This window comes from Shinella sp. BE166 (assembly GCF_051201095.1).
GTDB classification, from domain to species: Bacteria; Pseudomonadota; Alphaproteobacteria; order Rhizobiales; family Rhizobiaceae; genus Shinella; species Shinella lacus.
In genome coordinates, this window is record NZ_JBPEHL010000005.1 from 334,436 (window position 1) to 358,647 (window position 24,212).

Annotated in this window: 25 protein-coding genes and 2 tRNA genes; 19 read left to right on the plus strand and 8 right to left on the minus strand. The window is 65.7% G+C overall.

Annotated elements, in window-relative coordinates; genetic code table 11:
• Nucleotides 1–8 precede the first annotated feature (8 nt).
• The 4 genes from J2Y63_RS15710 (at nucleotide 9) to J2Y63_RS15725 (ending at nucleotide 4,053) form a co-directional block, all read left to right on the plus strand.
• Nucleotides 9–1,442: a phosphomannomutase gene (locus J2Y63_RS15710; RefSeq protein WP_435266844.1), complete on the plus strand. Its 1,434-nt coding sequence runs from the start codon at nucleotides 9–11 to the stop codon at nucleotides 1,440–1,442.
• Nucleotides 1,443–1,521: 79 nt separating this feature from the next.
• Nucleotides 1,522–1,608, plus strand: a tRNA-Leu gene (locus J2Y63_RS15715).
• Between the two features lie 305 nt (nucleotides 1,609–1,913).
• A complete protein-coding gene (locus tag J2Y63_RS15720) occupies nucleotides 1,914–2,705 on the plus strand; it encodes a calcium-binding protein (protein WP_435266845.1) in 792 nt (263 codons plus the stop codon).
• 196 nt (nucleotides 2,706–2,901) lie between these two features.
• Nucleotides 2,902–4,053, plus strand: a complete 1,152-nt coding sequence (locus J2Y63_RS15725) for an HPP family protein (RefSeq protein WP_435266950.1) — start codon at nucleotides 2,902–2,904, stop codon at nucleotides 4,051–4,053.
• 42 nt (nucleotides 4,054–4,095) lie between these two features.
• On the opposite strand, the gene J2Y63_RS15730 is transcribed toward J2Y63_RS15725, so the two are convergent.
• On the minus strand, nucleotides 4,096–4,563 hold the full coding sequence (locus J2Y63_RS15730) for a hypothetical protein (RefSeq protein ID WP_435266846.1): 468 nt from the start codon (nucleotides 4,561–4,563) through the stop codon (nucleotides 4,096–4,098).
• Between the two features lie 211 nt (nucleotides 4,564–4,774).
• Nucleotides 4,775–5,194 (minus strand): nucleoside diphosphate kinase regulator, encoded by a 420-nt coding sequence (gene rnk, locus J2Y63_RS15735; RefSeq protein ID WP_435266847.1) that lies wholly within the window; start codon nucleotides 5,192–5,194, stop codon nucleotides 4,775–4,777.
• Between the two features lie 341 nt (nucleotides 5,195–5,535).
• Between rnk and J2Y63_RS15740 the strand changes: the two genes are divergently transcribed.
• Nucleotides 5,536–5,895, plus strand: coding sequence for a DUF488 domain-containing protein (locus tag J2Y63_RS15740; protein ID WP_435266848.1), 360 nt, complete (start codon nucleotides 5,536–5,538; stop codon nucleotides 5,893–5,895).
• Nucleotides 5,896–5,944: 49 nt separating this feature from the next.
• Complete coding sequence (locus tag J2Y63_RS15745; protein ID WP_435266849.1) at nucleotides 5,945–6,634, plus strand: 5-formyltetrahydrofolate cyclo-ligase; 690 nt, start codon at nucleotides 5,945–5,947, stop codon at nucleotides 6,632–6,634.
• On the opposite strand, the gene J2Y63_RS15750 is transcribed toward J2Y63_RS15745, so the two are convergent.
• From J2Y63_RS15750 to J2Y63_RS15760, 3 genes are all read right to left on the minus strand, one after another.
• On the minus strand, nucleotides 6,598–7,869 hold the full coding sequence (locus J2Y63_RS15750; RefSeq protein WP_435266850.1) for a CynX/NimT family MFS transporter: 1,272 nt from the start codon (nucleotides 7,867–7,869) through the stop codon (nucleotides 6,598–6,600). The two genes, J2Y63_RS15745 and J2Y63_RS15750, sit on opposite strands and share 37 nt — an antisense overlap.
• Nucleotides 7,866–8,543, minus strand: coding sequence for a FadR/GntR family transcriptional regulator (locus J2Y63_RS15755; RefSeq protein WP_435266851.1), 678 nt, complete (start codon nucleotides 8,541–8,543; stop codon nucleotides 7,866–7,868). The genes J2Y63_RS15750 and J2Y63_RS15755 overlap by 4 nt, the downstream gene beginning before the upstream one ends.
• A 109-nt stretch (nucleotides 8,544–8,652) precedes the next feature.
• Nucleotides 8,653–9,684, minus strand: coding sequence for a trans-3-hydroxy-L-proline dehydratase (locus tag J2Y63_RS15760; protein ID WP_435266852.1), 1,032 nt, complete (start codon nucleotides 9,682–9,684; stop codon nucleotides 8,653–8,655).
• 184 nt (nucleotides 9,685–9,868) lie between these two features.
• Between J2Y63_RS15760 and J2Y63_RS15765 the strand changes: the two genes are divergently transcribed.
• The 3 genes from J2Y63_RS15765 (at nucleotide 9,869) to J2Y63_RS15775 (ending at nucleotide 12,401) form a co-directional block, all read left to right on the plus strand.
• Nucleotides 9,869–10,567 carry a GntR family transcriptional regulator gene (locus J2Y63_RS15765; protein ID WP_435266853.1) on the plus strand — a complete coding sequence of 233 codons (699 nt, stop codon included), beginning with the start codon at nucleotides 9,869–9,871 and terminating at the stop codon, nucleotides 10,565–10,567.
• A 118-nt stretch (nucleotides 10,568–10,685) separates the two neighbouring features.
• Nucleotides 10,686–11,651, plus strand: a complete 966-nt coding sequence (locus tag J2Y63_RS15770) for a dihydrodipicolinate synthase family protein (protein ID WP_435266854.1) — start codon at nucleotides 10,686–10,688, stop codon at nucleotides 11,649–11,651.
• A 123-nt stretch (nucleotides 11,652–11,774) separates the two neighbouring features.
• Nucleotides 11,775–12,401, plus strand: coding sequence for a LysE family translocator (locus J2Y63_RS15775; protein ID WP_435266855.1), 627 nt, complete (start codon nucleotides 11,775–11,777; stop codon nucleotides 12,399–12,401).
• A 34-nt stretch (nucleotides 12,402–12,435) separates the two neighbouring features.
• Here the strand turns inward: J2Y63_RS15775 and J2Y63_RS15780 are convergent, their stop codons facing one another.
• Nucleotides 12,436–13,473, minus strand: a complete 1,038-nt coding sequence (locus J2Y63_RS15780) for an Ldh family oxidoreductase (RefSeq protein WP_435266856.1) — start codon at nucleotides 13,471–13,473, stop codon at nucleotides 12,436–12,438.
• A gap of 146 nt (nucleotides 13,474–13,619) precedes the next feature.
• On the opposite strand from J2Y63_RS15780, the gene J2Y63_RS15785 reads away from it, so the two are divergent.
• The 7 genes from J2Y63_RS15785 (at nucleotide 13,620) to lhpI (ending at nucleotide 21,183) form a co-directional block, all read left to right on the plus strand.
• Complete coding sequence (locus J2Y63_RS15785) at nucleotides 13,620–15,137, plus strand: aldehyde dehydrogenase (NADP(+)) (protein ID WP_435266857.1); 1,518 nt, start codon at nucleotides 13,620–13,622, stop codon at nucleotides 15,135–15,137.
• Between the two features lie 165 nt (nucleotides 15,138–15,302).
• Complete coding sequence (locus J2Y63_RS15790) at nucleotides 15,303–16,112, plus strand: ABC transporter substrate-binding protein (RefSeq protein ID WP_256118262.1); 810 nt, start codon at nucleotides 15,303–15,305, stop codon at nucleotides 16,110–16,112.
• A gap of 69 nt (nucleotides 16,113–16,181) precedes the next feature.
• Entirely contained in the window at nucleotides 16,182–16,847 is a 666-nt protein-coding gene (locus tag J2Y63_RS15795; RefSeq protein WP_435266858.1) for an amino acid ABC transporter permease, read from the plus strand.
• Between the two features lie 11 nt (nucleotides 16,848–16,858).
• On the plus strand, nucleotides 16,859–17,512 hold the full coding sequence (locus J2Y63_RS15800) for an amino acid ABC transporter permease (RefSeq protein WP_256118264.1): 654 nt from the start codon (nucleotides 16,859–16,861) through the stop codon (nucleotides 17,510–17,512).
• Nucleotides 17,505–18,227, plus strand: a complete 723-nt coding sequence (locus J2Y63_RS15805; RefSeq protein ID WP_256118265.1) for an amino acid ABC transporter ATP-binding protein — start codon at nucleotides 17,505–17,507, stop codon at nucleotides 18,225–18,227. Before J2Y63_RS15800 ends, J2Y63_RS15805 begins: the two co-directional genes overlap by 8 nt.
• 7 nt (nucleotides 18,228–18,234) lie before the next feature.
• The gene (locus J2Y63_RS15810) at nucleotides 18,235–19,482 is read left to right on the plus strand and encodes an NAD(P)/FAD-dependent oxidoreductase (RefSeq protein WP_435266859.1); all 1,248 of its coding nucleotides are present in this window, start codon (nucleotides 18,235–18,237) and stop codon (nucleotides 19,480–19,482) included.
• A gap of 18 nt (nucleotides 19,483–19,500) precedes the next feature.
• On the plus strand, nucleotides 19,501–21,183 hold the full coding sequence (lhpI, locus tag J2Y63_RS15815) for a cis-3-hydroxy-L-proline dehydratase (RefSeq protein ID WP_435266860.1): 1,683 nt from the start codon (nucleotides 19,501–19,503) through the stop codon (nucleotides 21,181–21,183).
• Nucleotides 21,184–21,304: 121 nt separating this feature from the next.
• Here the strand turns inward: lhpI and J2Y63_RS15820 are convergent.
• Nucleotides 21,305–21,394, minus strand: a tRNA-Ser gene (locus tag J2Y63_RS15820).
• 238 nt (nucleotides 21,395–21,632) lie between these two features.
• Here J2Y63_RS15820 and J2Y63_RS15825 point away from each other — a divergent pair.
• The 3 genes from J2Y63_RS15825 (at nucleotide 21,633) to J2Y63_RS15835 (ending at nucleotide 23,869) form a co-directional block, all read left to right on the plus strand.
• Nucleotides 21,633–21,953, plus strand: coding sequence for a hypothetical protein (locus J2Y63_RS15825; RefSeq protein ID WP_256118293.1), 321 nt, complete (start codon nucleotides 21,633–21,635; stop codon nucleotides 21,951–21,953).
• A gap of 42 nt (nucleotides 21,954–21,995) precedes the next feature.
• The gene (gene msrA / locus J2Y63_RS15830) at nucleotides 21,996–22,646 is read left to right on the plus strand and encodes a peptide-methionine (S)-S-oxide reductase MsrA (RefSeq protein ID WP_435266861.1); all 651 of its coding nucleotides are present in this window, start codon (nucleotides 21,996–21,998) and stop codon (nucleotides 22,644–22,646) included.
• 230 nt (nucleotides 22,647–22,876) lie between these two features.
• On the plus strand, nucleotides 22,877–23,869 hold the full coding sequence (locus J2Y63_RS15835; protein WP_256118295.1) for a BMP family lipoprotein: 993 nt from the start codon (nucleotides 22,877–22,879) through the stop codon (nucleotides 23,867–23,869).
• Between the two features lie 60 nt (nucleotides 23,870–23,929).
• Here the strand turns inward: J2Y63_RS15835 and J2Y63_RS15840 are convergent, their stop codons facing one another.
• Nucleotides 23,930–24,151, minus strand: a complete 222-nt coding sequence (locus tag J2Y63_RS15840; protein ID WP_435266862.1) for a SlyX family protein — start codon at nucleotides 24,149–24,151, stop codon at nucleotides 23,930–23,932.
• Nucleotides 24,152–24,212: the final 61 nt, after the last annotated feature.

The following is a 24,212-nucleotide window of genomic DNA, read 5'->3' on the forward strand; positions in this document are numbered from 1 at the left end:
GTGACCGCATGAGCCTGAAATTCGGAACCAGCGGCCTGCGTGGCCTGTCGGTCGATCTCGAAGGGCCTGCCACCGCGCTCTATGCCACCGCCTTTGCCCACCACCTGCTGGCCGCCGGCATCGCCCGGCCGGGTGACGAGATCCTCGTCGGCCGCGATTTTCGCGCCTCCAGCCCGGCGATTTCGGCAATCGCGATCGCAGCACTTCGCAAGGCCAGTTTCCGCCCGCGAGAATGCGGCGCGCTGCCGACGCCGGCACTCGCGCTGACCGGCCTGGCGCGAAAGGCCGCCTGCCTGATGGTGACGGGTTCGCACATTCCCGCCGACCGCAACGGCATCAAATTCTACCGGCCGGACGGCGAGATCGACAAGGCGGACGAAGCTGCGATCACCGCCGCCGCCGTGGCGATCCGCGCGGAAAACACGGTTTTCGACGCCGTTCAGGAGGCCGCGGACGACCTGCATGTGGAGGCCATGGCGCTCTACGAGGCGCGCAACCGCGCACTGCTACCGGAAGGAAGCCTCGCCGGCCTCCGGGTCGGCGTCTACCAGCATTCGACGGTGGCACGCGACCTCTTCGCAACGGTGCTCATCCACTACGGCGCCGATGTCGTGGCGCTGGGCCGGTCGGAGACCTTCATCCCGGTCGATACGGAGGCGGTTTCCGCCGAGACCGTGGCGCTCCTGCAAGGCTGGGCGGTGCAGCACGGCCTGCATGCTATCATCTCTGCCGACGGCGACGGCGACCGGCCGCTCGTGACCGACGAGACCGGCACGCCGATCCGCGGCGATCTCGTCGGCCTCATCGCCAGCCGCTTCCTCGGCGCGACCGCTGTGGCCACGCCGGTCACCTCGAATTCCGGCATCGAGGCGGCCGTCGCCGGCAAGGTGCTGCGCACCAGGGTCGGCTCCCCCTTCGTGATCGCTGCGATGAACGAAGCGGTCGCCGGCGGCGAAACCGCCGTCGTCGGCTTCGAGGCGAATGGCGGCACGCTGACCGCCACCCCCTTCACCGTGAACGATCATGCCCTCGCCCCGTTGCCGACCCGCGACAGCCTGATGCCGGTGCTCGCCGTGCTCTCGCTCGCCGCTGCGGAAAACCGGCCGCTCTCCCAGATCGCCGCCGGCTTCGCGCTGCCCGCGGCCGCCAGCGACCGGCTAGAGCACTTTCCCGTCGAAACCAGCGCCGCCCTGATGGCGGAGCTGCGTTCAGGTGCCGGCGCCCTGTCCGCCTTCCTCGCCCCCATCGGCGTGCCAATGAAGACAAGCGATATCGACGGGCTGCGCGTGACGCTGGACGATGCCAGCGTCATCCACTTCCGCCCCTCTGGCAATGCGCCGGAAATGCGCTGCTATGTGGAGGCCAAGGATGAGGCCGCCGCCGCCCGATTGCTCGCGGCCGGGCTGGCGCGCATTCGCGAATGGGCACTCGGCCGCGAATGACGGTTTTCGCCAAGCTGTTGCAAAAACTTCAAAAAGCCTGTTGACACAAGAGTGCGGGCCTTCTACATGGCTCTCCGTCGCCCAGATGGCGGAATTGGTAGACGCGCCAGCTTCAGGTGCTGGTACTCGAAAGGGTGTGGAGGTTCGAGTCCTCTTCTGGGCACCAAATTCCCAAGCATTCATTGCTTTGTTTTCCGGCGCCAGGTCAAATCGACCTGGCGCCGGTTTACGTTTCAGCAGTTGCCAGGCACGCCTCTGGTTTCCGTTAACGCCTTTGAGGTATGCCGGTGAATCAGCGTGGCGTTTGAGGTGCGGCCGCAATGCCGGCAATCACCTCGTTCCGGTCGAGATCGTTCGCATCCCACTCGCGTCAAATCGTAATCAGCGATGGGACGCTGTCATTTGGATCAAAGCAGCCCTTCGCTAATCGGCACGTTATAAGCGAATTTCTTCTTTTACGATTTTAACGACGTGGGGACTGGCTTCAACAATCTCTCTGATGCGCCAAGTGCAGAGGAGTTTATAAAGCTCGGTTTCAGCTGGGATTACCATAAGCCGTCCCGCCCGGAGACGGATTTTGGCACCGACGGCGACGACTTCATGCCCGGCACGAACGGCGCGGATTGGCTGGACACCAAGGGCGGCAATGACCGCGTCTTTGCTGGCGGCGGCAGCGATTTTGTCAATGGCGGGACTGGCGACGACACGATTGGCGGCGGCGCCGGGGTGGACGATCTGCGCGGCGGCGGTGGCAAGGATCTGATCTTTGGCGGCGAGGGTAACGATTCCATCGACGGTGGCGAAGGGGACGACGTCGCATGGGGCGGCAACGGCAATGACCTGGTCAACGGTGCCAACGGCAACGATCTCCTGGGTGGCGGTGCGGGGAACGACTCGGTTCATGGCGGAGCCGGCAAAGATGCCATCTATGGCGGCGAAGGAAATGACAGGCTCTTCGGCGACGACGGCAATGACGCTCTTTTCGGCGGCGTCGGACGCGATGTCCTCACCGGCGGTCTGGGCAATGACGAACTATCGGGCGGTGCAGGAGCGGACACGTTCATCTTCGGCAAGGCCGAGGGCAACGACGTCATCCATGATTTCGAAGGTGGGCGCGACATCATCGACTTTGGTGGGCAGACTTATACGCTCACAGAAAACGCCGCCGGCTTCGCGGTGCTTGAGCTATCGGGTGGCGGATCGATCCTGCTCGACGGAATCGCACTGGCCGATGTCGACGCCGACTGGTTCTTGATGGCGTAACCACCGCTGAGGGTGCTTGCAACGGTGTGCCCCGGAGTTTCCGGATGTTGCAAAAAGCCCGGCTTTGCCGGGCTTTTTTGTTGCCTGCGATTTGCCGCTCTCGCCCTCCTCCAGGGCGAAGCAAAATCTTCCTTGCGTCCCCGGCGCGATCGGCACATAAGCCTAGAAAATAGTCATCTGCCTTTTCAAGATCAGGATCATCGTGGCCCCTCCCCAGCACGATGCCCAGAAACCGGGCATTCTGTCCAAGTTTCGGCTCTTCTTTCCCATTCTCGCCGGCGCCACGCTCAAGGAACGCCTGATCGGCTGCCTCGGCGCCCTGATCGGCATCTGCCTCACCGGCCTCGTCTGCGGCCTCTTCATGGGGCAGGGTCCACATCTTCCGCTGATCGTCGCGCCCATCGGCGCCTCTGCCGTGCTGCTCTTCGCGGTGCCTGCAAGCCCGCTTGCCCAGCCCTGGTCGATCGTCGGCGGCAACACGATCTCCGCCTTCGTCGGTGTCACCGTCACCATGCTCGTGACCGACCCGACCATCGCCATCGGCCTTGCCGTGGCGCTCGCCATCCTGGTCATGTCGCTGACCCGCTGCCTGCATCCGCCGGGCGGGGCCGCGGCCCTCACGGCCGTCATCGGGGGTGCTGCCGTCACGCGCGCCGGCTTCTGGTTTCCGCTCGTGCCGATCGCCATCAACTCGCTGATCCTCGTGGCGCTCGGCATGATGTTCCACCGGCTGGCCGGGCGGCAGTACCCGCATCGCCAGGCGATCGCGCCCGTCAACACGCACAAGACCGCCGATCCGCCGGCCGCCTTGCGCGTCGGCTTCAATAGCGAGGACATCGACACCGCCATTGCCAGCCTGAACGAGACGCTCGACATCAGCCGGGCCGACCTCGATACGCTGCTCCGGCAGGTCGAGATGCAGGCGCTGCTGCGCCAGCGCGGCGAACTGACCGCCGCCGACATCATGTCGCGCGACGTGGTGACGGTCGCCGCCGACGCGACCACCGAGGAGGCCCGCGCGCTGCTGCTCGACCACGACATCCGCACCCTGCCCGTGCTCGATGGCGAGCGGCGCCTGCTCGGCACCGTGGGCCTGCGCGAACTCGCCGCCATGACGCCCGCCGCGCATCTTCCCGTCTCCGAGGCCGCGACCGCAAGCGCTTCCGACCCGGCGATCGGCCTGTTGCCGCGCCTGACGGACGGCCGCATCCACGCCGTCATCATCGTCGATGATAACAGCCACGTCGTAGGCATCATCTCCCAGACCGATCTTCTGGCCACGCTCGCCAAAAGCCTCTCCCAGACCGGCCCGAATGGCCTGATGGGCGGCCACGGACAGGGCATCTGACAAACGCCGCGCGCGGCGTGATCTGAGGGGTCTTCGCCCGCCTTAGGCAGCAGACGGCCCCGGCCCCCTCCCCGGGCCGTTTTCGTTGGCCGCCGTGAAGGCGCGCTCGACGAGGCCGCCGGCGATCAGCCGGAAAGGGTGCCTGGGCGCCAAGGGCGCAGGGTCCACGCCAAGCGGCTGGAAGAGCACCTTCTCCAGCACGATCCAGTCGCGGCGTCCCTCCGGCCGGTCGAAGGCCATGGATTGGCCTTCACGCAGGCCGAGAAGGGCAAGGCCATAGAAGGTGGTGATCGGCAGGAAGGCGCTGCCCGGCGCGTAGGTGCCGGGGAGGCAGAGGCTGCGCGTATCCGTGAGCCCGCTTGCGCAGCGGAACGACACGCGTGCGTCGATCATCGCGAGATCGGCGGGTGCGTGCACCTCCATGGGCAGCCGGCCGGCCGATACTTTCCGCTTCAGGAGCGCCAGCCATTCCGGCGTGAGCGACGGCCATTCCCGAAGCATCCTGTCCAATACATATCCGTCTCTCGCCGTGAGCATCGCGGGATCCTGTCCCATCGCCATTCTCCATCCTGCCCGCGCTTCAGGCGGGGCATCCAAAATCCATGGTGGAGAAGCCCCCTGGCCGCGGGTGCGGCGCAGGGGGTCACGATCCTGCGACGAGGCAACCTCCGATGCGCCCGACGTCAGAGAAGGAGAGGAATTTCATGGCGGACGAAACCCTTCAGGAGGCGCGCGCTTCGTCCGCCGCGTGAACGGCGATGACGCTGAGGCGCCGCACCCGGCCGTCGCGCGCCACCCACTGGATCGACTGGCCGGCGGAAAGGCCGAGAAGGGCCGCGCCCACCGGCGTCAGCACGGAAATGCGCTGGCGGGAAATATCGGCATCCTTCGGGAACACCAGTTCGGCACTCTGCGGCGCCTCGTCGTCGATCTGGAATTCTGCGACGGAGCCCATGCGCATCACGCCGGGCGCCATACGCGCGTCGTCGACGATCTTCGCGCGGTCGAGTTCGGCGGCGAGCTGCTCGGCGGCATGGGGATCACGCTGCGCCAGCATGTCGGCGAGGTTCGACAGGCGGGCATGTTCGGAGCGGGCGATGGTGATGGCAGGCAGGCGCCTGTCCTTGGTCCTGGTGATCATGGAAACCTCACGACACGGTTTCGCGCGGCCTGACAGGCGCGCGGAAATGGGAAAATAGGGGAATGTGTCGCGCTCTTCTGCCGCGGTTGTCGTCACACGACGAAACCGCTATCGCCCCACGGCCGGGGCGCGACGCGTCCAAGCCGAGGGGCTAGTGTCCTGCGAGCGGAAACAACCGCTTCAGAAACCGGGCTATGGAGTGCATCATCGTCATGGGGCCATGATGGCGTGAGCCTGCCGGCAAAGTCAAGCCGCCGCGGCCGAACGCCGCCCCCGCGGCCCGGCTTGAAGCACGGGCCGCTTTCTGCTCTCAAATAGGGGACAGGACTGGAGGCTGGCCGATGCCCGTGCAGATCAAGCGCATCTACGACGCGCTCGACCCGGCGGACGGCGCGCGCATCCTCGTCGACCGCCTCTGGCCGCGCGGCCTGTCGAAGGAGAAGGCCGCGTTCGACGAATGGCTGAAGGACCTCGCACCGCCATCGCAGCTTCGCAAATGGTTCGATCACAGGCCGGAGCGCTGGGCGGAATTCCAGCAGCGTTATCGCGCGGAGCTGCGGGAAAACCCGGCGGTGGACCTTTTGCGCGCACGCATAGCGGCGGGCATGGTTACGCTGCTCTATAGCTCGCGCAACCGGGAATTCAATCATGTGGCGGTGCTGGCCGAGGTGCTGTGCGAGGCGAATTCGTTTGCCAGATAAGGAGACGGGGGGCATTCTGGCGGCAAGCCACCCGACGGAGGCCGACTTTATGGATAACGACGACGTTCCCGCCACCTTTGCCTCGCCGGCCTGCTTCATGCACGAGGTCGATCCGACCTATCTCGGCCTGCCCGACCGGCAGACCTGGACCGATGTCAATCGCTGGCGCAAAAATGAACGCGAGCGGCTGATCGCGGCGCGGCTGGCGGTGCCGGCGGCGGTGCGGGCATCCCATGGTGAGGCGATCGCTGCCGGCGTGCTGGCGGAAATCGGTGATGTCAGCGGCCGCATCCTCAGCGCCTACTGGCCCTTCCGCGGCGAGCCGGACCTTCGGCCGCTGCTTGACGAAGTGGTGAGGCGCGGCGGCAGGACGGCGCTGCCGGTGGTCATCGAGAAGGGGCGGCCGCTGGAATTCCACCTTTGGCAACCGGGTGAGGCGCTGTCGCGCGGCGTCTGGAACATTCCCATCCCGGCGGAAGCGCGCCCCTGCCTGCCGGATATCGTGCTCGCGCCGGTCGTCGGCTACGATGCCGCCTGCTACCGGCTCGGTTACGGCGGCGGTTTCTTCGACCGCACGCTGGCGGCCATGCCGACAAGGCCGAGGGTCATCGGCGTCGGCTACAGTGCGGCGCGGCTGGCGACGATCTATCCGCAGCCGCATGACATTGCGATGGACATCATCGTGACCGAGGCGGGCATCGTTCAGCCCGCGGTTTCCACCGTGCGCGCATTCACATAGCGCGCGCGCCCGGCAAACCAGCCGTTCACCGCGGCCCCGAGGCCGAGCAATACGAAGAGCACGGCGCTCCAGGCAAAACTGCCGGTCCAGCCGCGGATGAGGCCGACGACGAGCGGCCCGATGGCGGCGAGCAGGTAGCCGATGCATTGCGCCATGCCGGACAGATGCGCCGCGACATGCGGATCGCGGGTGCGCAGCACGATGACGGTCATCGCCACCGCGATCAACCCGCCCTGCCCGATGCCCTGCAGCACCGCCCAGAACCAAACCGTCCACAGCGGCGCGAAGAGCAGCCCGAGAAGGGCGACGACGGCGATGCCGCAGAGCGCGACATTGATCAGCCGCTGGTCTTTTCCACGCACGGCCAGGTGCGGCGCGACCAAGCAGGCGCCGGCCTGCACCATCACCGACACGGAGACGATAGCGCCGGCCGTGACGCCATCGAGCCCGCGCTCGCGCAGGATCGGCACCAGCCAGCCGAAGACGCAATAGGCGAGTGCGGATTGCAGACCCATGAACAGCGTGACCTGCCAGGCCACCCGATCGCGCCACAGGCCTTCGACACGGAAGCCGGCGCGCTTGGCCTGCATGCGCGTCGCCAGCACCTGCGGCAGCCAGAGCAGGCCGACGATCACCGCCGGAACCGCCCAGACCGCCAGCGCGCCATCGAGCGAGCCGCCAAGCGCATGCTCGATCGGCAGCGTCAGGCCGGCGGCACCTGCGGCACCGGCGCAGAGCGCCATGGTGTAGCAGCCCGTCATCAGCGCCGTCTTGTCCGGAAAATCGCGTTTGACGAGGCCGGGCAGCAGGACATTACCGACCGCGATGCAGGCGCCGGCAAGCGCCGTGCCGAGGAACAGCAGCGGAAGGGAAGAAAGGCCACGCAGCGCCGTGCCGAGCGCCAGCAGGAAGACCACGGCGAGCAGCGTGCGCTCCGTGCCGATGCGCTGGGCAAGCCGCGGCGCCAGCGGCGAAAACAGGCCGAGGCAGACGACCGGCAGCGTCGTCAGCAGGCTGGCGCCGGTGGCGGAAAGGCCGAGATGGTCCCGGATTTCCGGCAGCAGCGCCGAGGCGCTGGAGAAGACGGGCCGCAGGTTGAAGGCGATGAGCACGAGGCTGGCGCCGAGCAGGAAGCGGGCTATGGGCGTCGGCGGGCGGTGCGGTGCCGGCGCCGGCACGCTGTCGGCTTCGATCAGGTCGATGGCGCCGGGATCGTTCGGGTCCGGATTTCTCATGACATCAGCAACCGGTCGAGGGAGGAAAGCACGGGCGCCATGAATCGACGCACGGCGGCATCCGCCGCATCCGGATCGCCGCTCTCGATGGCGTCGACGATCGCGGCATGGGCGGCCATGTCCGGCTCCGGCAGGTCCTCGCCGAGCGTCGCCTCGATGGTTTCGGTGATCAGCGCAGAGAAGAAATCGAACATGCCGACCAGCACGCTGTTTCCCGATGCGGCGATCACCGCCTGGTGGAAGGCAAGATCGCGGGCGATGAAGGCCGTCTTGTCGCCACCCTCGTAATTGCCGCGCTCGGTGAGCAGGGCGCGAAGCCCCGCGATCGCTGCCGGCGTCTGGCGCAGCGCTGCGAGCCGAGCGGCCTGCGCATCGAGTGCTAGGCGCGCCTCGAACTGGTCGCGCAGGCCGGCGCGGCGCGCCATGGTGAGCGGGCGGCTCGTGTCGGCGGTGGAGAGCACATAGGTGCCAGAGCCCTGCCGCGTCTCCAGATAGCCCTGCGAGACGAGCACGCGCACCGCCTCGCGCACCGTGCCGCGGCTCACCGAAAGCATGGCGGACAGCGCCGCCTCGTTCGGCAGTTTTTCGCCGATCGTCCAGCGCTGGCGGAGGATTTCCGTGCGGATCGCCTCGACGGCGGTGTCGGCGAGGTTGGTCTTGCTGAGAGAACGCATTGTAAAATCGCCAAGTCATCAGATGACTTGGTGATTATCGCGATTTCGGGGAAAGGTCAAAGCCAAATCCGGCGGCGCACGTTTTCGCCGCGCCGCCGGCGAGTGATTCTTATTGCTTGCGCGGCCAGGTATCGGCCAGGCGATAGCCCGCCGGCCAGGGATCGTCCGGATCGAGCATGACCTGGCTGGTGCCGGTGATCCAGGCGCGGCCCGATATTTCCGGCACGATGGCGGGGCGCCCGCCGACCGTCGTTTCGCCGACGATGCGGCAATCGAAGCGCGAATCGAGGATCGAATAGCCGGAAAAGCGTTGGCCGACCTTGATCTGGCCGCGGGCATGCAGCACCGCCATGCGCGCCGAGCAGCCCGTGCCGGTCGGCGAGCGGTCGAGCTTTGCCGGCTGGATGACGACGGTGTTGCGGCCGTGCAGCGCGCCGTCGCGCTCCTCGACAGGCAGCGTAAGCTGGCAGAAGGAGATGTGGTTCCATTCCGGATTTTCCGGATGGGTGAAGCCGAGCTGTTCGTTGGCGGCCTTGGTGATGCGGATGCCGGTTTCGGCAAGTTCGCGCGCTTCGTCCGGCGTGATGGAAAAGCCGAGAGCGCGGGCGTCGGCGAACACGAAACTGTCGCCGCCATAGGCGGTGTCGACGGTGAGCGTGCCGAGGCCTTCCACCTCAAGCGTGGCATCCAGCCTGTCGGCGAAGGAGGGCACGTTGGTGACGGTGATGCGCTCGGCCTTGCCGTTGCGGCAGGTGGCGACGACGTTGACCAGCCCGCCCGGCGCTTCGAGCACCATGTGGGTTTCCGGCTCGACCATCGGCACGATGCCGCTGTCCAGCAGCACGGTGGAGACGCAGATCGAATTCGAGCCGGACATCGGCGGCGTGTCCTCCGGCTCCATGATGATGAAGCCCATGGTGGCGCGCGGATCCTTCGGCGGCACCAGGAGATTGATGTGGCGGAAGACGCCGCCGCGCGGTTCGTTCAGCACGAAATTGCGCAACGTCTTGTCCTCGGCGATGAAGTTGCGCTGCTCCCACAGCGTCGCGCCGGGCGGCGGCGCGACGCCGCCGACGATGACATCGCCCACCTCGCCCTCGGCGTGGCAGGAGACGATATGAATGACCTTGCTGCTGCGCATGGCACTTTCTCCGATTTTCGAACGTTTTCACCCTGCGAGCCGATTTACGGCCCGCACCCCGGCGACAAAGCACCGAACTATTCCTTCCGACGGCTTGACGGCGCTTTCGCCAAAGGGCTCCCTTAAAACGATTGATAGAGCCGACAGAGAATTGTATTTCTTATGTCGACAAGAGGATTTTTCGATGAGTGATACCGATTCCCTGCCCGAACGCAAGCGAGGCTCCGGCGTAAAGATGGTCTACGACCTTCTGCGCGACGAGATCCTCGACCTGAAGATCGCGCCCGGCAGCCCCGTCGACGAGGTGCAGCTTGCCGAGCGGTTCAAGATGTCGCGCACGCCGATCCGCGAGGCGCTGGTGCGGCTTGCCGGCGAAGGGCTGATCGAGACACTGCCGAATCGTTCCACCATGGTGTCGAACATCGACTTCCTCAACCTCAACACGCTTTTCGACGCGCTGGTGCTGATGTACCGGGTGACGACGCGGCTGGCGGCGCAGAGCCATCGCCCGGAGGACCTGCCGATCATTCGGGGTTTTCACGAGGATTATGCGGCGGCGGTTGCGGCGCGCGACACGCTGGCGATGATCGCCACCAACGTCGCCTTCCATGCCGCGATCGCCGAGGCGGGCCGCAACCCCTATTTCACCGGATTGTTTCGCCGGCTTCTCGACGAGGCGCGGCGGATCTTGCGGCTCTATTACCAGTCCTACGAAGAGCAGTTTCCGCAGCGTTTCGTCGATGAACATGCGGAAATCATCGCGGCGATCGAGGCGCGCGACGTGGAAGCGGCCGACCGGCTGGGCAAGGCGCATGCCGAGCAGATCGTGGCGCAGGTGCAGAAGCTGTTCAGCCGCAACGACAGGCTCGACATCGCCTTGTGATGTAGCTGTATTTTTCTTGTCGACAAATAAAATACAAGATGCTATACCCTCATCATGAAACGGGGGAGGCCTTGCGCCGGCCCACCAGACCAACCGAACAGCCCGAGAGGAGACCGACATGAAGGCTAAGATTTTTTCCGGCGTGATCCCCGCCCTGATGACGCCCTGCAAGGACGATCGCAGCCCGGACTTCGACGCGCTGGTGCGCAAGGGCAAGGAACTCATCGAAAAGGGCATGTCCGCCGTCGTCTATTGCGGCTCGATGGGTGACTGGCCGCTGCTCACCGATGCGCAGCGCATGGAAGGCGTCGAGCGCCTGGTGAAGGCCGGCATTCCGGTCATCGTCGGCACCGGTGCGGTCAACACCGCCTCCGCCGTGGCGCATGCCGCGCATGCCCAGAAGGTCGGCGCGCACGGCCTGATGGTCATTCCGCGCGTGCTGTCGCGCGGCACGGTGGTCGCTGCCCAGAAGAACCACTTCAAGGCAATCCTGTCGGCCGCCCCGGACCTGCCGGCCGTCATCTACAACAGCCCCTATTACGGCTTCGCCACCCGCGCCGACCTGTTCTTCGCGCTGCGCCAGGACCACAAGAACCTCGTCGGCTTCAAGGAATTCGGCGGCGCTGCCGACATGCGTTATGCGGCGGAAAACATCACCAGCCGCGACGATGACGTCTCGCTGATGATCGGCGTCGATACCTGCGTGTTCCACGGCTTCGTCAATTGCGGCGCCGTCGGCGCGATCACCGGCATCGGCTGCGTGCTGCCGAAGGAAGTGCTCCATATGTGCAACCTCGCACAGGCGGCCGCCAAGGGCGACGCGGATGCCCGCAACCGCGCGCTGGAGCTGGAATCGGCACTCGGCGTGCTCTCCTCCTTCGACGAAGGCCCGGACCTCGTGCTCTACTTCAAGCACATGATGGTGCTGAAGGGCGACGCGGAATACACGCTGCACTTCAATGAGGACGACGCGCTCTCCGACAGCCAGCGCGGCTATGTCGAAACCCAGCTCAAGCTGTTCGACACCTGGTATGCCGAATGGAGCAAGCTGCCCGGCGCCGTCCAGACGTACAAGGCTGCCTGATCCGGCTAATCTTTCATGAATTGCTCACCGTCCGCAGCCGCCGCTGCGGGCGGTGTTCGTTTGGGATTGCCGCAGCGGCCCTCTTCTGCGACGGTCGCGAGACCTGAACGAGAGGAACCCGAAATGCCTTCCCTGGATGTGCTGCTTGCCTTTGCCGTCACCACGGCGATCTTTGCCTTCATTCCCGGCCCCGCGATGCTCTATGCCGCCGCCCGGACGATGGCGGGCGGACGCAAGGCCGGGCTGATGGCGGTGTTCGGCATCCATCTCGGTGCCTACGCCCATATCATTGCCGCCGCCGCCGGGCTTTCCGCGCTGTTTCATGCGGTTCCCGTCGCCTATACCGGCGTCAAGCTTGCGGGTGCGGCCTATCTGATCTGGCTCGGCATTTCGCTGTTCCGCGCGACGGATATGCGCGAGGAGAATGGTGCGGTCGTGAAAGGCGGGCGGCGGGCCTTTGTCGAGAGCGTCACCGTCGAGATCCTCAACCCGAAGACGGCGATCTTCTTCCTCGCCTTCCTGCCGCAGTTCGTCGACAGCACCGCCGGCCTGCCGATTTGGGCACAGCTCGCGATTCTCGGGACGGTGGTCAACCTGATCTTCACCTTCGCCGACGTGGTCAGCGTGCTGCTTGCGGATGTGATCCTCGCGCGGCTGAAGCGGTCGAGCGGGGTGCAGGCGCTCGTGCGCAAGGCGGGCGGGACCGTGCTCATCGGGCTCGGCGCCCATCTCGCCCTGCAAAAGGGCTGAGAACCGCGGAAGCGATGTCGCCGCGGTCCATTCGTCAGGCGACCGCGTCGAGGCCCTTTTCCTGAAGGCGATCCAGCTGCTCGATCTCGGCGGCCGTCAGCGTGACGCCGTCCGCCTCGGATTTTTTGCGGGCGACGAAGCGGCGCTGCGACGGCAGGCGCGCGCCCTGGCCGACGATCGCCTCGAACAGCACTTCGGCGCGGGCGAAGGGATCGCCGGGGCGGCCGGCGGAGAAGGCTTCCGGCGACATGGCGATAATCAGCTCGCCATGGGCGGGCGCGAGCGTCGTCGTGCCGAGCTGGGCGAGCGCTTCGGGGCTTGTGAGGTCGCCGATCATGACGCCGGCGAGAAGCTCGATCATCGTGCTGATGGCGGAGCCCTTGTGGCCGCCGAAGGGCAGCATGGCGCCGGCAAGGGCCGCTTCCGGATCCGTCGTCGGGTTGCCTTCGGCGTCGATCGCCCAACCCTCCGGCAGCTTTTTGCCGGCCCGGCGGTGCAGCTCGATTTCGCCGCGGGCGGCGACCGAGGTGGCAAAGTCGAAGACGTAGGGCGACTGGTTCGGGCGCGGCCAGCCGAAGGCGAAGGGATTGGTGCCGAACAGCGGCTTGTTGCCGCCGGTCGGCGCCACGGTCGCATAGCTCGGACACATGACGAGGCCGGCCAGGCCCTCGTTGGTCACAGCTTCAACTTCGGGCCAAAGCGCGGAGAAGTGCGTGCAGTCGTTGATGACGAGCGAGGCAAGGCCGAGCTTGCGGGCCCGCTCGGCAAGCGCCGGCACGCCGAGTTCGAAGGCCGGGTTGGCAAAGCCGCCATTGGCATTGACCTTCACGATGGCCGTGCCCTCGTTCAACTCCAACTCCGGCACCGCCTGCGGATTGACCTTGCCTGCCTTCACCGTGCGTAGCGCCCCCTCGATGCGATAGATGCCGTGCGATTTGCAGGCGTCGCGCTCGCCGGCGACGATCACCCGGGCGAGCGCGCCGGCCTGCACATCGTTCAATCCGGCCTTGCGGAAGATCGCTTCGACGCGCGCGTAAAGGTCGGCAATCGTCAAGGTGGAGGTTTGCGTCATCGTTCGTCTCTCAAGGCTGATGCCGGCTGCGGCAGTTGGTGATTGAGTATTTGCATACATAGAGTATACAAGATTTCGACAAGTGCAATTCGCCCGTCCGAAGTCTCATGAGGGCGAATCCCTATTCTCCGAGAAAGGTACGTCAAATGGCTTTCACTCCCAACGGTAAACACCTCGTCGCCGGCGAATGGCTGGATGGCGACAGCACCTTCACCTCCTCGCCCGCCCATGGGCCGTCGCACAGCTTCGCGACCGGCACCGTGGCGCTGGTCGATCGTGCCGCGCAGGCGGCCGAAGAAGCCTTCCTCAGCTACGGTTATGCGTCGCGCGCGACACGCGCCGGTTTTCTTCGCGCCATTGCCGACGAGATCGAGGCGCGCGCCGACGCGATCACCGAAATCGGCAGCCAGGAAACCGGCCTACCGGAAGCCCGCCTGCAGGGCGAGCGCGGCCGCACGACCGGCCAGCTGCGCCTCTTCGCCGACCATATCGAGAAGGGCGACTACCTTGACCGCCGCTTCGACGCCGCCCTTCCCAATCGCGAGCCGATGCCGCGCACGGAAATCCGCCTGATCCAGCGGCCGATCGGCCCGGTCGCCGTGTTCGGCGCCTCGAACTTCCCGCTCGCCTTCTCGACCGCCGGTGGCGACACCGCCGCAGCGCTTGCCGCCGGCTGCCCCGTCGTGGTGAAGGGTCACTCCGCCCATCCGGGCACGGGCGAGATCGTCGCCGAAGCGGTGGAAGCCGCGATCCGCAAGACCGGCGTGCATCCGGGTGTCTTCTCGCTCATCCAGGGCGGCAACCGTCAGGTCGGCGAGGCCGTGGTGCAGCATCCGCTGATCAAGGCCGTCGGTTTCACCGGCTCGCTCGCCGGCGGTCGCGCGCTGTTCAATCTCTGCGCCGCGCGTCCCGAGCCGATCCCGTTCTTCGGCGAACTCGGCTCGGTCAACCCGATGTTCCTGCTGCCGGAAGCGCTGAAGGCGCGCGCCGAAGGGCTCGGCCAGGGCTGGGCGGGCTCGCTCACCATGGGTGCCGGCCAGTTCTGCACCAATCCGGGCATCGCCATCGTGACGGATGGCCCTGACGCCGACCGCTTCACCGCCGCTGCCGTGGAAGCGCTCGGCAAGGTCGGCCCGCAGACCATGCTGACCGACGGCATCGCCAAGGCCTATCACGACGGCCAGGCGCGTTTCGAAAGCCGCAACACGGTGAAGCCGCTGTTTTCGAGCGAATCCACCGGCCGCACCGCGCTGCCGAACCTCTTCGAGATCTCCGGCGACCAGTTCCTGGCCGACCATGCGCTTTCGGAGGAAGTTTTTGGCCCGCTCGGCCTCGTGGTGCGCGTCGGCTCGCTCGATGAGATGGAAGCGCTTGCCCGCACGTTCGAGGGCCAACTGACGGCGACGATCCATATGGATGCGGGCGACCTGGAGCATGCCAAGCGGCTGCGCCCGGTCCTGGAGCGCAAGGCCGGCCGCGTGCTGGTCAACGGCTTCCCGACCGGCGTGGAAGTGGTGGATTCCATGGTGCATGGCGGCCCCTACCCGGCCTCGACGAATTTCGGCGCGACGAGCGTCGGCACGATGTCGATCCGGCGTTTTCTGCGCCCGGTCTCCTACCAGAACATGCCGAAAGGCCTGCTGCCGGAAGATTTTCTCAACTGATTCAGCCCTTTGGCCGGGCACCTCGATGGACTGCCCGGCCTGCATATTTTCTGCGTCCCTGGTATATACTTTTTGTATATTAGTTGTATTTTAAGGCCGGTTACCGTTTTGGCGAAGGAGGAACCTGCGCCGACGGGATCGACTGACCAATCCAGGGAGAGAGTAATGAAGAAGACCTCGGTCCTCGCCTTCGGCCTCGTGGCCGCCACCGCTCTGACCAGCCCGGCCAAGGCCGACAAGCTGGACGACATCATCGCGTCCGGCACGCTGCGCTGCGCCGTCGTGCTCGACTTCCCGCCGATGGGCGCGCGCGACGAGAGCAACAACCCGATCGGTTTCGACGTCGATTATTGCAACGACCTCGCCAAGGCGCTCGGCGTCACCGCCGAGATCGTCGAAACGCCCTTCCCGGAGCGCATCCCGGCGCTGATGTCCGGCCGCGTCGATGTCGGCGTCGCCTCGACTTCCGACACGCTGGAGCGTGCCAAGACCGTCGGCATGACGATCCCCTACTTCGCCTTCGAAATGGCCGTCACCGCCAATGACAAGTCGGGCGTCAAGTCCTTCGAGGACATGAAGGGCAAGACGGTCGGCGCCACCGCCGGCACGTTCGAGGCCATCGCGCTGGAAAACTCGGTCAAGGCATGGGGTGCCGGCGAGTTCCGTCCGTACCAGACGCAGGCTGATGTGTTCCTGGCGCTGAGCCAGGGCCAGATCGACGCCACGGTCTCCACCTCGACGGTTGCCCAGGCCAACGTCAAGACCGGCAAGTTCCCCGGCATCTCGGTCGTCGGCAAGGCGCCCTATGACATCGACTATGTCGCGCTCTTCACCAACCGCGAAGAATACGGCCTGATCAACTACCTGAACCTCTTCATCAACCAGCAGGTTCGCACCGGCCGCTACAAGGAACTCTACGAGAAGTGGGTCGGCGGCGACGTGCCGGACCTCTCGGTCGGCGGCGTCTACCGCTAAGAGAGCCGTTTCCAAGGCGGCGCGGGTTCTTCTCCCGCGCCGTTCCTCATTTCCAAAAGGTGAGACGGCATGTTCAACTACACCTTCCACTGGAATCAGGCGCTGAAGGCGCTGCCGCAGCTCCTCGACGGGGCGCTGGTCACGCTGCAGATAGCGCTTCTCTCCATGGTCATCGGCCTTACCGTTGCCATGGCGCTGACGCTGTTCCGGCTCTCCGGCAACCGCATTCTCGGAGGCTTCACCACGGCCTGGGTCGAGATCGCGCGCAACACGCCCGCCCTCTTCCAGATCTACATGGCGCATTTCGGCCTCGGCAGCTTTGGCATCCATCTCAGCCCCTACACGGCGCTGCTCGTCGGCATCGCCTTCAACAATGCCGGCTATCTCGCGGAAAATTTCCGCGGCGCGCTGAAGGCGATCCCCGAGACGCAGGCCCGTGCCGGCCGTTCGCTCGGCATGACGCCGCTCATGGCCTTCCGCTACATCGTCATGCCGCAGATGCTGCGCATCGCCTTCCTGCCGGCCACCAACCAGGCGGTCTGGGCGATCCTGATGACCTCGCTCGGCGTCACCGTCGGGATGAACACGGATCTTGCGGGCGTCACGCAGGCGCTGAACGCGGTCTCCTTCCGGACCTTCGAATTCTTCGCGCTCGCGGCGGTCATCTACTACCTGATCGCCAAGGCCGTGACGCTGGCAGCCCGCCTCGCTGCCACGCGCATGTTCCGCTACTGAGAGGGTAAACCATGTTCGATACCGCTCTCACGCTGGCCGATCTCGGCTTCCTCGCCAAGGGCGCGGCCATGACGCTCGCCGTCACCGCCGTCTCCGTGCTGGCAGGCACCGTGCTCGGCGTCATCTTCGGCGTCGTCCGCAACCAGGCCGGCCCCTACTGGTCGATCCCGCTCACCTTCCTGCTCGATGTCTTCCGCTCCGTGCCGCTGCTCATCCAGCTCGTGCTCGGCAATGCGGCTCAATCGATCATGAAGCTCGGTTGGGCGCCCTTCACCACCTCCTGCGTGGTGTTGTCGCTCTACACGGCCGCCTATTGCACCGAGATTGTGCGCGGCGGCATCTCCTCCGTGCCGCTGACCACGCGCCGCGCGGCCCGTTCGCTCGGCATGACCTGGTGGCAGGACATGCGCTACATCGTGGCGCCGCTCGCCACGCGCGTCTCGCTACCCTCCTGGATCGGGCTGACGCTCGGCGTCATGAAGGATTCGGCGCTCGTGCTCTGGCTTGGCCTCATCGAGCTCCTGCGGGCCTCGCAGATCCTCGTCACGCGCCTGCAGGAACCGCTGTTCATCCTGCTCATCTGCGGCGCCATCTACTTCATCATCAGCTTCCCCATAGCCCGGCTTGGCGGCTATCTCGAAAAACGGTGGTCCCCCAATGATTGAGATCGAAAACGTCCGCAAATCCTTCGGCTCTCTGGAAGTGCTGAAGGGGATCAACCTCACCGTCCAGAAGGGCGAGGTGCTGACCATCATCGGCGGTTCGGGCTCCGGCAAGTCGACGCTGCTCACCTGCATCAACGGGCTGGAGACCATCGATGCCGGCCGCATCGTGGTGGACGGCACCGACGTGCACGCCAAGGCGACGGACCTCAACAAGCTGCGCCGCAAGCTCGGCATCGTCTTCCAGCAGTTCAATGCCTTTCCGCACCTCACGGTGCTGGAAAACGTCATGCTCGCGCCGCGAAAGGTGCTCGGCCAGTCGAAGGCCGAGGCCGAGGCCATGGCCGTCAAGCAGCTCACCCATGTCGGCCTCGGCGACAAGCTGAAGGTCTATCCGAACCGCATGTCCGGCGGCCAGCAGCAGCGCATGGCGATTGCCCGCGCACTTGCCATGTCGCCGGCCTATATGCTGTTCGACGAAGTAACCTCGGCGCTCGACCCGCAACTCGTCGGCGAAGTGCTCGATACGCTGCGCATGCTCGCCTCCGAAGGCATGACGATGATCTGCGTCACGCACGAAATGAAGTTCGCCCGCGAGGTCTCCGACCGCGTCGCCTTCTTCCACAAGGGCGTGATGGCCGAGATCGCACCACCGGAAACGCTCTTCGGCGCGCCAAAAGATCCCGAGCTGCAGAACTTCCTCGCCGCCACCCATTGAGGCCATGATGAAGACTGAAACCATGCCCGATGTCGTGGTGATCGGCGCCGGCGTCGTCGGGCTTTCGGCGGCGATTGCCGCGCAGGCGCGCGGCCTCTCCGTTACCGTGCTGGAACGCGAGGCGCCGGCAGCCGGCGCTTCCGCCGGCAATGCGGGCGCATTCGCCTTCACCGACATCCTGCCGCTCGCCTCGCCCGGCATTTTGAAGAAGGCGCCGAAATGGCTGCTCGACCCGCTCGGACCGCTCAGCATTCCGCCGTCCTATGCCGTGCAAATCGCGCCGTGGATGTTTCGCTTCTGGCGCGCCTGCTCCGCCAGCCGCGTCGCCCATTCCACCGCCGCGCAGACCGCGCTGATGGACCTCTCCAGGGCGGAGCTGGAGCCCTTCCTCAGCGAGACCGGCACGGCCGCGATGCTGCGCAAGGAGGGCAACCTCCAGGTCTATGAAAGCCAGGCCGAACTGAACGCCTCGCTGCCCGGCTGGAAGGTGCGCGAAAAACACGGCATCGAATTCCACCACATGGACGCGAGCGCCATGGCGGCGGTCCAGCCCGGCCTCGCCGCGCGCTTCACCCATGGCACGTTCACGCCCGGTTGGTATTCGATCGCCGACCCAAAGCTCTATACGCTGGCGCTCGCCGATCATTTCCAAGCCAAAGGCGGCGTCATCGAACGGACGGAGGTTCTTGGCCTGCGCCCCGTCGACGGCGGCGTCGAGATCACCACCACAAGCGGTGCGCGGCGCGCAAAAAAGGTCGTGCTCGCGGCAGGCGCCTTTTCCCACCAGATCGCGCGCAGCCTGGGCGAAACCATCCCGCTCGAAACCGAGCGCGGCTACAACACGACGCTGCCGCTCGACGCCTTCGACCTGCGCACCCAGGTCACCTTCGGCGGCCATGGCTTCGTCGTGACCCGGCTGTCGACCGGTATCCGCGTCGGCGGCGCGGTGGAGCTCGGCGGGCTGAAGCTGCCACCGAACTTCCGCCGGTCGGAAGCCATGCTGGACAAGGCCCGCGCCTTCCTGCCCGGCCTCAAGCCGGACGGCGGCGTGCAATGGATGGGTTTCCGCCCGTCGCTGCCCGACAGCCTGCCGGCGATCGGTCGCGCCCGCGCCACGCCGAACGTCGTCTACGCCTTCGGCCATGGCCATCTCGGCCTTACCCAGTCCGCCGGCACCGCACGACTCGTCGCAGACCTGTTGACAGATCGCCCGACGACGATCGACATCACATCCTTCTCGCCGCAACGCTTCTAGCCCCACAGGACCCGCCCCATGGCCGAGCTTTCCGCCCGCAGCATTCTCCCCGGCATCGCGGCCGGCCCGGTCATCGCCGCGGGGGAGGCGCTGAGCTTCTGGGGCGGCGTCGATCCCGCCACCGGCAAGGTCATCGACGTGCACCACCCGCTGCACGGCGTCACGATCACCGGCGGCATTCTCATGATGCCGTCGAGCCGCGGCTCCTGCACCGGCTCCGGCGTGCTGCTCGATCTGGCCCTGACGGGCCGTGCGTCGGCAGCCCTGGTCTTCAGCGAAGCCGAGGACGTGCTGACGCTCGGCGCCTTGATCGCGGCCGAAATGTTCGGCAAGTCGCTGCCCGTGCTGCGCGTCTCGCGCGACGCCTTCGCCGCCCTCTGTGGTGAAAAAACGATCCGGATCAGCGAAACGGCGATCGAGACCGACGCCTTGACGATCCCGGTCACGCCGCCCGCGACCGCCACCCTTGACCTCACCGAAGACGACTGCGCCATGCTGGACGGCCGCGACGGCATTGCCGTACAGCTCGCCATGCGCATCACCGCTGCCATGGCCGCGCAGCAGGGCGCGCAAAAGCTCGTCGACGTCGTGCAGGGCCACATCGACGGCTGCATCTATGCCAGCCCCGCCAACCTGACCTTCGCCGAAAAGATGGCCGAGATGGGCGCCAAGGTACGCATCCCCACCACGATGAACGCCATCTCCGTCGATCGCGCCAACTGGCAGGCTCAAGGCGTGCCGGAGGATTTCGGCGATCCTGCCGCCCGCCTCGCCGATGCCTATGTGCGCATGGGCTGTCGTCCGACCTTCACCTGTTCGCCATACCTGCTCGACAGCGCGCCCAAAACCGGCGAGGCCATCGCCTGGGCCGAATCCAACGCCGTGATATTCGCCAACACCGTGCTTGGCGCCCGCACGGCGAAACATCCGGATTTCCTCGACCTCTGCATCGCGCTGACCGGCCGCGCGCCGCTCTCCGGCGTCTATCTCGACGAACACCGGAAGGCGGCCCGCATCATCGACGTCGACCTGCCCGAAAACATCGACGACGCTTTCTGGCCGCTCGTCGGCTATCTCGCCGGCCGCGCCGCGCCCGACCGCATCCCCCTGCTGCGCGGCCTCGCCGAGGCAAAACCGACGCAGGATGACCTGAAGGCGCTGTGCGCCGCCTTCGGCACTACCTCCGCCGCCCCGATGCTGCACATCGAGGGCGTCACGCCCGAAGCCAAGGACGCAGCCGCCGCCGATGCCGACCACACCACCATCACGCGCGCCGACATGATCGACGTCTGGACGATGTTCAACGACGGCTCGGCCGAGGTCGAACTCGTCGCCATCGGCAGCCCGCACGCCTCGCTTTCCGAATGCCGCGCCCTGGCGGATGCGCTGGGAGACCGCAAGCGGCACAAGGACGTCACCGTCATCATCACCGCCGGCCGCGACATCATGGCCGAAGCCGGCGACATCCTTACCCGACTAAGGGAATGCGGCGTCCAGGTCATCCCGGACCTCTGCTGGTGCTCGATCTCCGAACCGGTCTTCCCGCCGAAGACCCGCACCCTCATCACCAATTCCGGCAAATACGCCCATTACGGCCCCGGCCTCTCCGGCCGCACCGTCCGCTTCAGCAACCTCGCCGACTGCATCGAAGCAGCGCTCACCGGCCGCGCGCCGCCACGCCTGCCCGGCTGGCTCGCCTGACAAACACCAAAAACACCCGTAACCGATTCCGGAGGCGGGCGAGACGAATCATCGAACGGCGGGCGGCCGTCTTCGGTGAGGCGTTTGCGTTTGGGGAAGTCAGCGTTTTGCTGGGAAGAGATGGCGGACAGAGCGGGATTCGAACCCGCGATAGAGTCTCCCCTATACACACTTTCCAGGCGTGCGCCTTCAACCACTCGGCCACCTGTCCATCCGCTCGCAGCCGTCGGTCAATCCGGCGCGGACCGCTTTCCTGTTTCCATTCCGGCGAGACGGCGCGATATATACCGAGGTTTCACGCGGGATCAACCGCTTTCTGACAGATTCTTGAAGGTTCTTTCACGCACAGGTGCGAAGGATTGCAGAAGGTTGGCCGTCTTCCTATTTATAGGCAGGAATGAAGCGGAGCGAAATCGAGGCTCCCGCAGGCGGCACCAGGAGGGTGCGCGATGATACGATTCGTCTTGAGGGCCATCAGTCTTGTTGCCCTGGTCATCGCCGTCATGGCGGGGACGATCGATGCGATCCAGTCGGTTTCGGCGTCAGAGCCGGTGCTGACGCCCTTGGCGGTCGCCTGGAGCACGGCGAGTCCCGATACGATCGCGCTCGTTGCGGACGGCATCATGCGCAATCTTCATCCCTATGCGTGGGATCCGGCGGCGATGTGGGTGCTGTCCCAACCGGCCTTTGCCGTGCTGCTCGCCGTCTCGCTGTTCTTCTGGGTGATCGCTTACAAGCGCCCATCCCCCGCAGGCCGCTTCTCCGCCTGATACCAACCCGCCGCGTTCCGCGGCCCGGCCAGGAGGCCAGATATGTTCCTGATCGACATGTTCAACAAGAAGACCACCATGCCCGCGCCCGACGCAGCCCTGCCCGGCCGCGACCAGCCGATCCCGACATCCGCCACCCATTTCGTCAACGGGCGCCCGCTGCAAGGCCCCTATCCCGAGGGTTTCAAGACCGTGCTGCTCGGCATGGGCTGCTTCTGGGGTGCGGAACGCGCGCTTTGGAAGATCCCCGGCGTATGGGTGACGGCGGTCGGCTATTCCGGCGGCTTCACGCCCAACCCGACCTATCACGAGACGACGACGGGGCTCACCGGCCATACCGAAGTCGTGCTCGTCGTCTATGACCCCGCCACGGTCTCGCTGGAAACGCTGCTGAAGACCTTCTTCGAGGCGCACGACCCGACCCAGGGCATGCGCCAGGGCAACGATATCGGCACGACCTACCGCTCGGCGATCTATCTCGACGACGAGGCGGACCTTGCCACGGCGCGCCACGCGCGCGACGTCTACCAGGCGGCGCTGACGGCCGCCGGACGCACGGACCGCATCACCACGGAGATCGCCAAGGCGGGGCCGCTCTACTTCGCCGAGGACGTGCACCAGCAATATCTCGCCAAGAACCCGGGCGGCTATTGCAGCATGCGCGGCACGGGCGTCGCCTGCGCCATCGGCTGATTTCACAGATTTTTCATCAGGCTACCGGCCGCCGGGAATGGGGTTTTCCACCTTCATTCCCGGCGGCTCATATTTTTTACCAACTGAAAAATTTCTGGTGAATTTTTCCCGGAGCCGTGCAAGGATGCCGCCAGCCTGACCCAAGGGAAAGGGTCGGTGGCTCCGTCGCGCGCCTTTTCGGGCGGTGCGCGGAAGGTCCCTATAAAACCAATAGCGAACAGGGCTGCACAATGAAAAAAACCCTTCTCACCCTTCTTGCCACCGCCGCCATGTCGGCCGGCGCCTTTGCCGCGGACATCAAGCCGGCGATCATCTACGACCTCGGCGGCAAGTTCGACAAGTCGTTCAACGAAGCAGCCTATAATGGCGCGGAAAAGTTCAAGGCCGAGACCGGCATCGAATACCGCGACTTCGAAATCGCCAATGACGCGCAGCGCGAGCAGGCGCTCCGCCGCTTCGCCAGCGACGGCAACAACCCGATCGTGATGGCCGGCTTCTCCTGGGCTGCCCAGCTCGAGAAGGTCGCAGCCGAATATCCCGACACCAAGTTCGCCATCATCGACATGGTCGTCGACAAGCCGAACGTGCGCTCGGTCGTCTTCAAGGAAGAAGAGGGCTCGTGGCTCGCCGGCATCATGGCGGGCATGGCCTCCAAATCGAAGACCGTCTCGTTCGTTGGCGGCATGGACATTCCGCTGATCCACAAATTCGCCTGCGGCTATATCGGCGGCGCCAAGTCGCTCGGCGCGGACTACAACGTCCTCGAAGCGTATACGGGTACGACGCCGGATGCCTGGAACGACCCGGTCAAGGGCGGCGAAATCGCCAAGTCGCAGTTCGACCAGGGGTCTGATGTCGTCTACCATGCGGCAGGCGGCACGGGCGTCGGCGTTCTCCAGGCTGCGGCTGACGCCGGCAAGCTGGGCATCGGCGTCGATTCCAACCAGAACGCCCTTCACCCCGGCAAGGTTCTGACCTCGATGCTCAAACGCGTCGATGTCGCCGTCTACGACGCCTTCATCTCGGCCAAGGACGATACGTTCAAGCCCGGCATCAACGTGCTCGGCCTCAAGGAGAACGGCGTGGATGTCGCCATGGACGACAACAACGCCGCACTCGTCACCCCGGAAATGAAGGCCGCCGTGGACAAGGCGCGCGCCGACATCATTGCCGGTACAGTGAAGGTGCACGACTACATGTCGGATGAAACCTGCCCCTACTAAGCGGCATTGACGGCCCGTTTGCGTGAAAGCAGACGGGCCGATTCCGTTTTCCCTTACGCCTTAATAGTGCGGCGGGCGGGTAATGGCCGGGGCTTCCAAGGACCCCTCTTCCAGCGTGAGGAAACGTTCCGTCAACCGGTCGAGCTTCGAGCGGACCTGTTCGATCACGCGCCATTGCTCGGCGAGCTGGTCCGACATTTCCTCGATCGTCTTTGCCTGGTGGGCGATGTGCTCCTCCAAGCGGGCGATGCGGTCGTCTTCGGGAAGATCGGGCGTGGTCATGTCTAGTCCTCGTCGCTCGCTGCCGGCGGCCCGAGCTATAGCGAGCGCAGCACCAACCCGC

Bases quoted from the DNA above. Each gene is read 5' to 3' on its own strand.
- J2Y63_RS15710 (WP_435266844.1), top strand. From the start codon at position 9: ATGAGCCTGAAATTCGGAACCAGCGGCCTGCGTGGCCTGTCGGTCGAT.
- rnk (WP_435266847.1), bottom strand. From the start codon at position 5,194: ATGATCACCAGGACCAAGGACAGGCGCCTGCCTGCCATCACCATCGCC.
- J2Y63_RS15740 (WP_435266848.1), top strand. From the start codon at position 5,536: ATGCCCGTGCAGATCAAGCGCATCTACGACGCGCTCGACCCGGCGGAC.
- J2Y63_RS15745 (WP_435266849.1), top strand. From the start codon at position 5,945: ATGGATAACGACGACGTTCCCGCCACCTTTGCCTCGCCGGCCTGCTTC.
- J2Y63_RS15750 (WP_435266850.1), bottom strand. From the start codon at position 7,869: ATGAGAAATCCGGACCCGAACGATCCCGGCGCCATCGACCTGATCGAA.
- J2Y63_RS15755 (WP_435266851.1), bottom strand. From the start codon at position 8,543: ATGCGTTCTCTCAGCAAGACCAACCTCGCCGACACCGCCGTCGAGGCG.
- J2Y63_RS15760 (WP_435266852.1), bottom strand. From the start codon at position 9,684: ATGCGCAGCAGCAAGGTCATTCATATCGTCTCCTGCCACGCCGAGGGC.
- J2Y63_RS15765 (WP_435266853.1), top strand. From the start codon at position 9,869: ATGAGTGATACCGATTCCCTGCCCGAACGCAAGCGAGGCTCCGGCGTA.
- J2Y63_RS15770 (WP_435266854.1), top strand. From the start codon at position 10,686: ATGAAGGCTAAGATTTTTTCCGGCGTGATCCCCGCCCTGATGACGCCC.
- J2Y63_RS15775 (WP_435266855.1), top strand. From the start codon at position 11,775: ATGCCTTCCCTGGATGTGCTGCTTGCCTTTGCCGTCACCACGGCGATC.
- J2Y63_RS15780 (WP_435266856.1), bottom strand. From the start codon at position 13,473: ATGACGCAAACCTCCACCTTGACGATTGCCGACCTTTACGCGCGCGTC.
- J2Y63_RS15785 (WP_435266857.1), top strand. From the start codon at position 13,620: ATGGCTTTCACTCCCAACGGTAAACACCTCGTCGCCGGCGAATGGCTG.
- J2Y63_RS15790 (WP_256118262.1), top strand. From the start codon at position 15,303: ATGAAGAAGACCTCGGTCCTCGCCTTCGGCCTCGTGGCCGCCACCGCT.
- J2Y63_RS15795 (WP_435266858.1), top strand. From the start codon at position 16,182: ATGTTCAACTACACCTTCCACTGGAATCAGGCGCTGAAGGCGCTGCCG.
- J2Y63_RS15800 (WP_256118264.1), top strand. From the start codon at position 16,859: ATGTTCGATACCGCTCTCACGCTGGCCGATCTCGGCTTCCTCGCCAAG.
- J2Y63_RS15805 (WP_256118265.1), top strand. From the start codon at position 17,505: ATGATTGAGATCGAAAACGTCCGCAAATCCTTCGGCTCTCTGGAAGTG.
- J2Y63_RS15810 (WP_435266859.1), top strand. From the start codon at position 18,235: ATGAAGACTGAAACCATGCCCGATGTCGTGGTGATCGGCGCCGGCGTC.
- lhpI (WP_435266860.1), top strand. From the start codon at position 19,501: ATGGCCGAGCTTTCCGCCCGCAGCATTCTCCCCGGCATCGCGGCCGGC.
- J2Y63_RS15825 (WP_256118293.1), top strand. From the start codon at position 21,633: ATGATACGATTCGTCTTGAGGGCCATCAGTCTTGTTGCCCTGGTCATC.
- msrA (WP_435266861.1), top strand. From the start codon at position 21,996: ATGTTCCTGATCGACATGTTCAACAAGAAGACCACCATGCCCGCGCCC.
- J2Y63_RS15835 (WP_256118295.1), top strand. From the start codon at position 22,877: ATGAAAAAAACCCTTCTCACCCTTCTTGCCACCGCCGCCATGTCGGCC.
- J2Y63_RS15840 (WP_435266862.1), bottom strand. From the start codon at position 24,151: ATGACCACGCCCGATCTTCCCGAAGACGACCGCATCGCCCGCTTGGAG.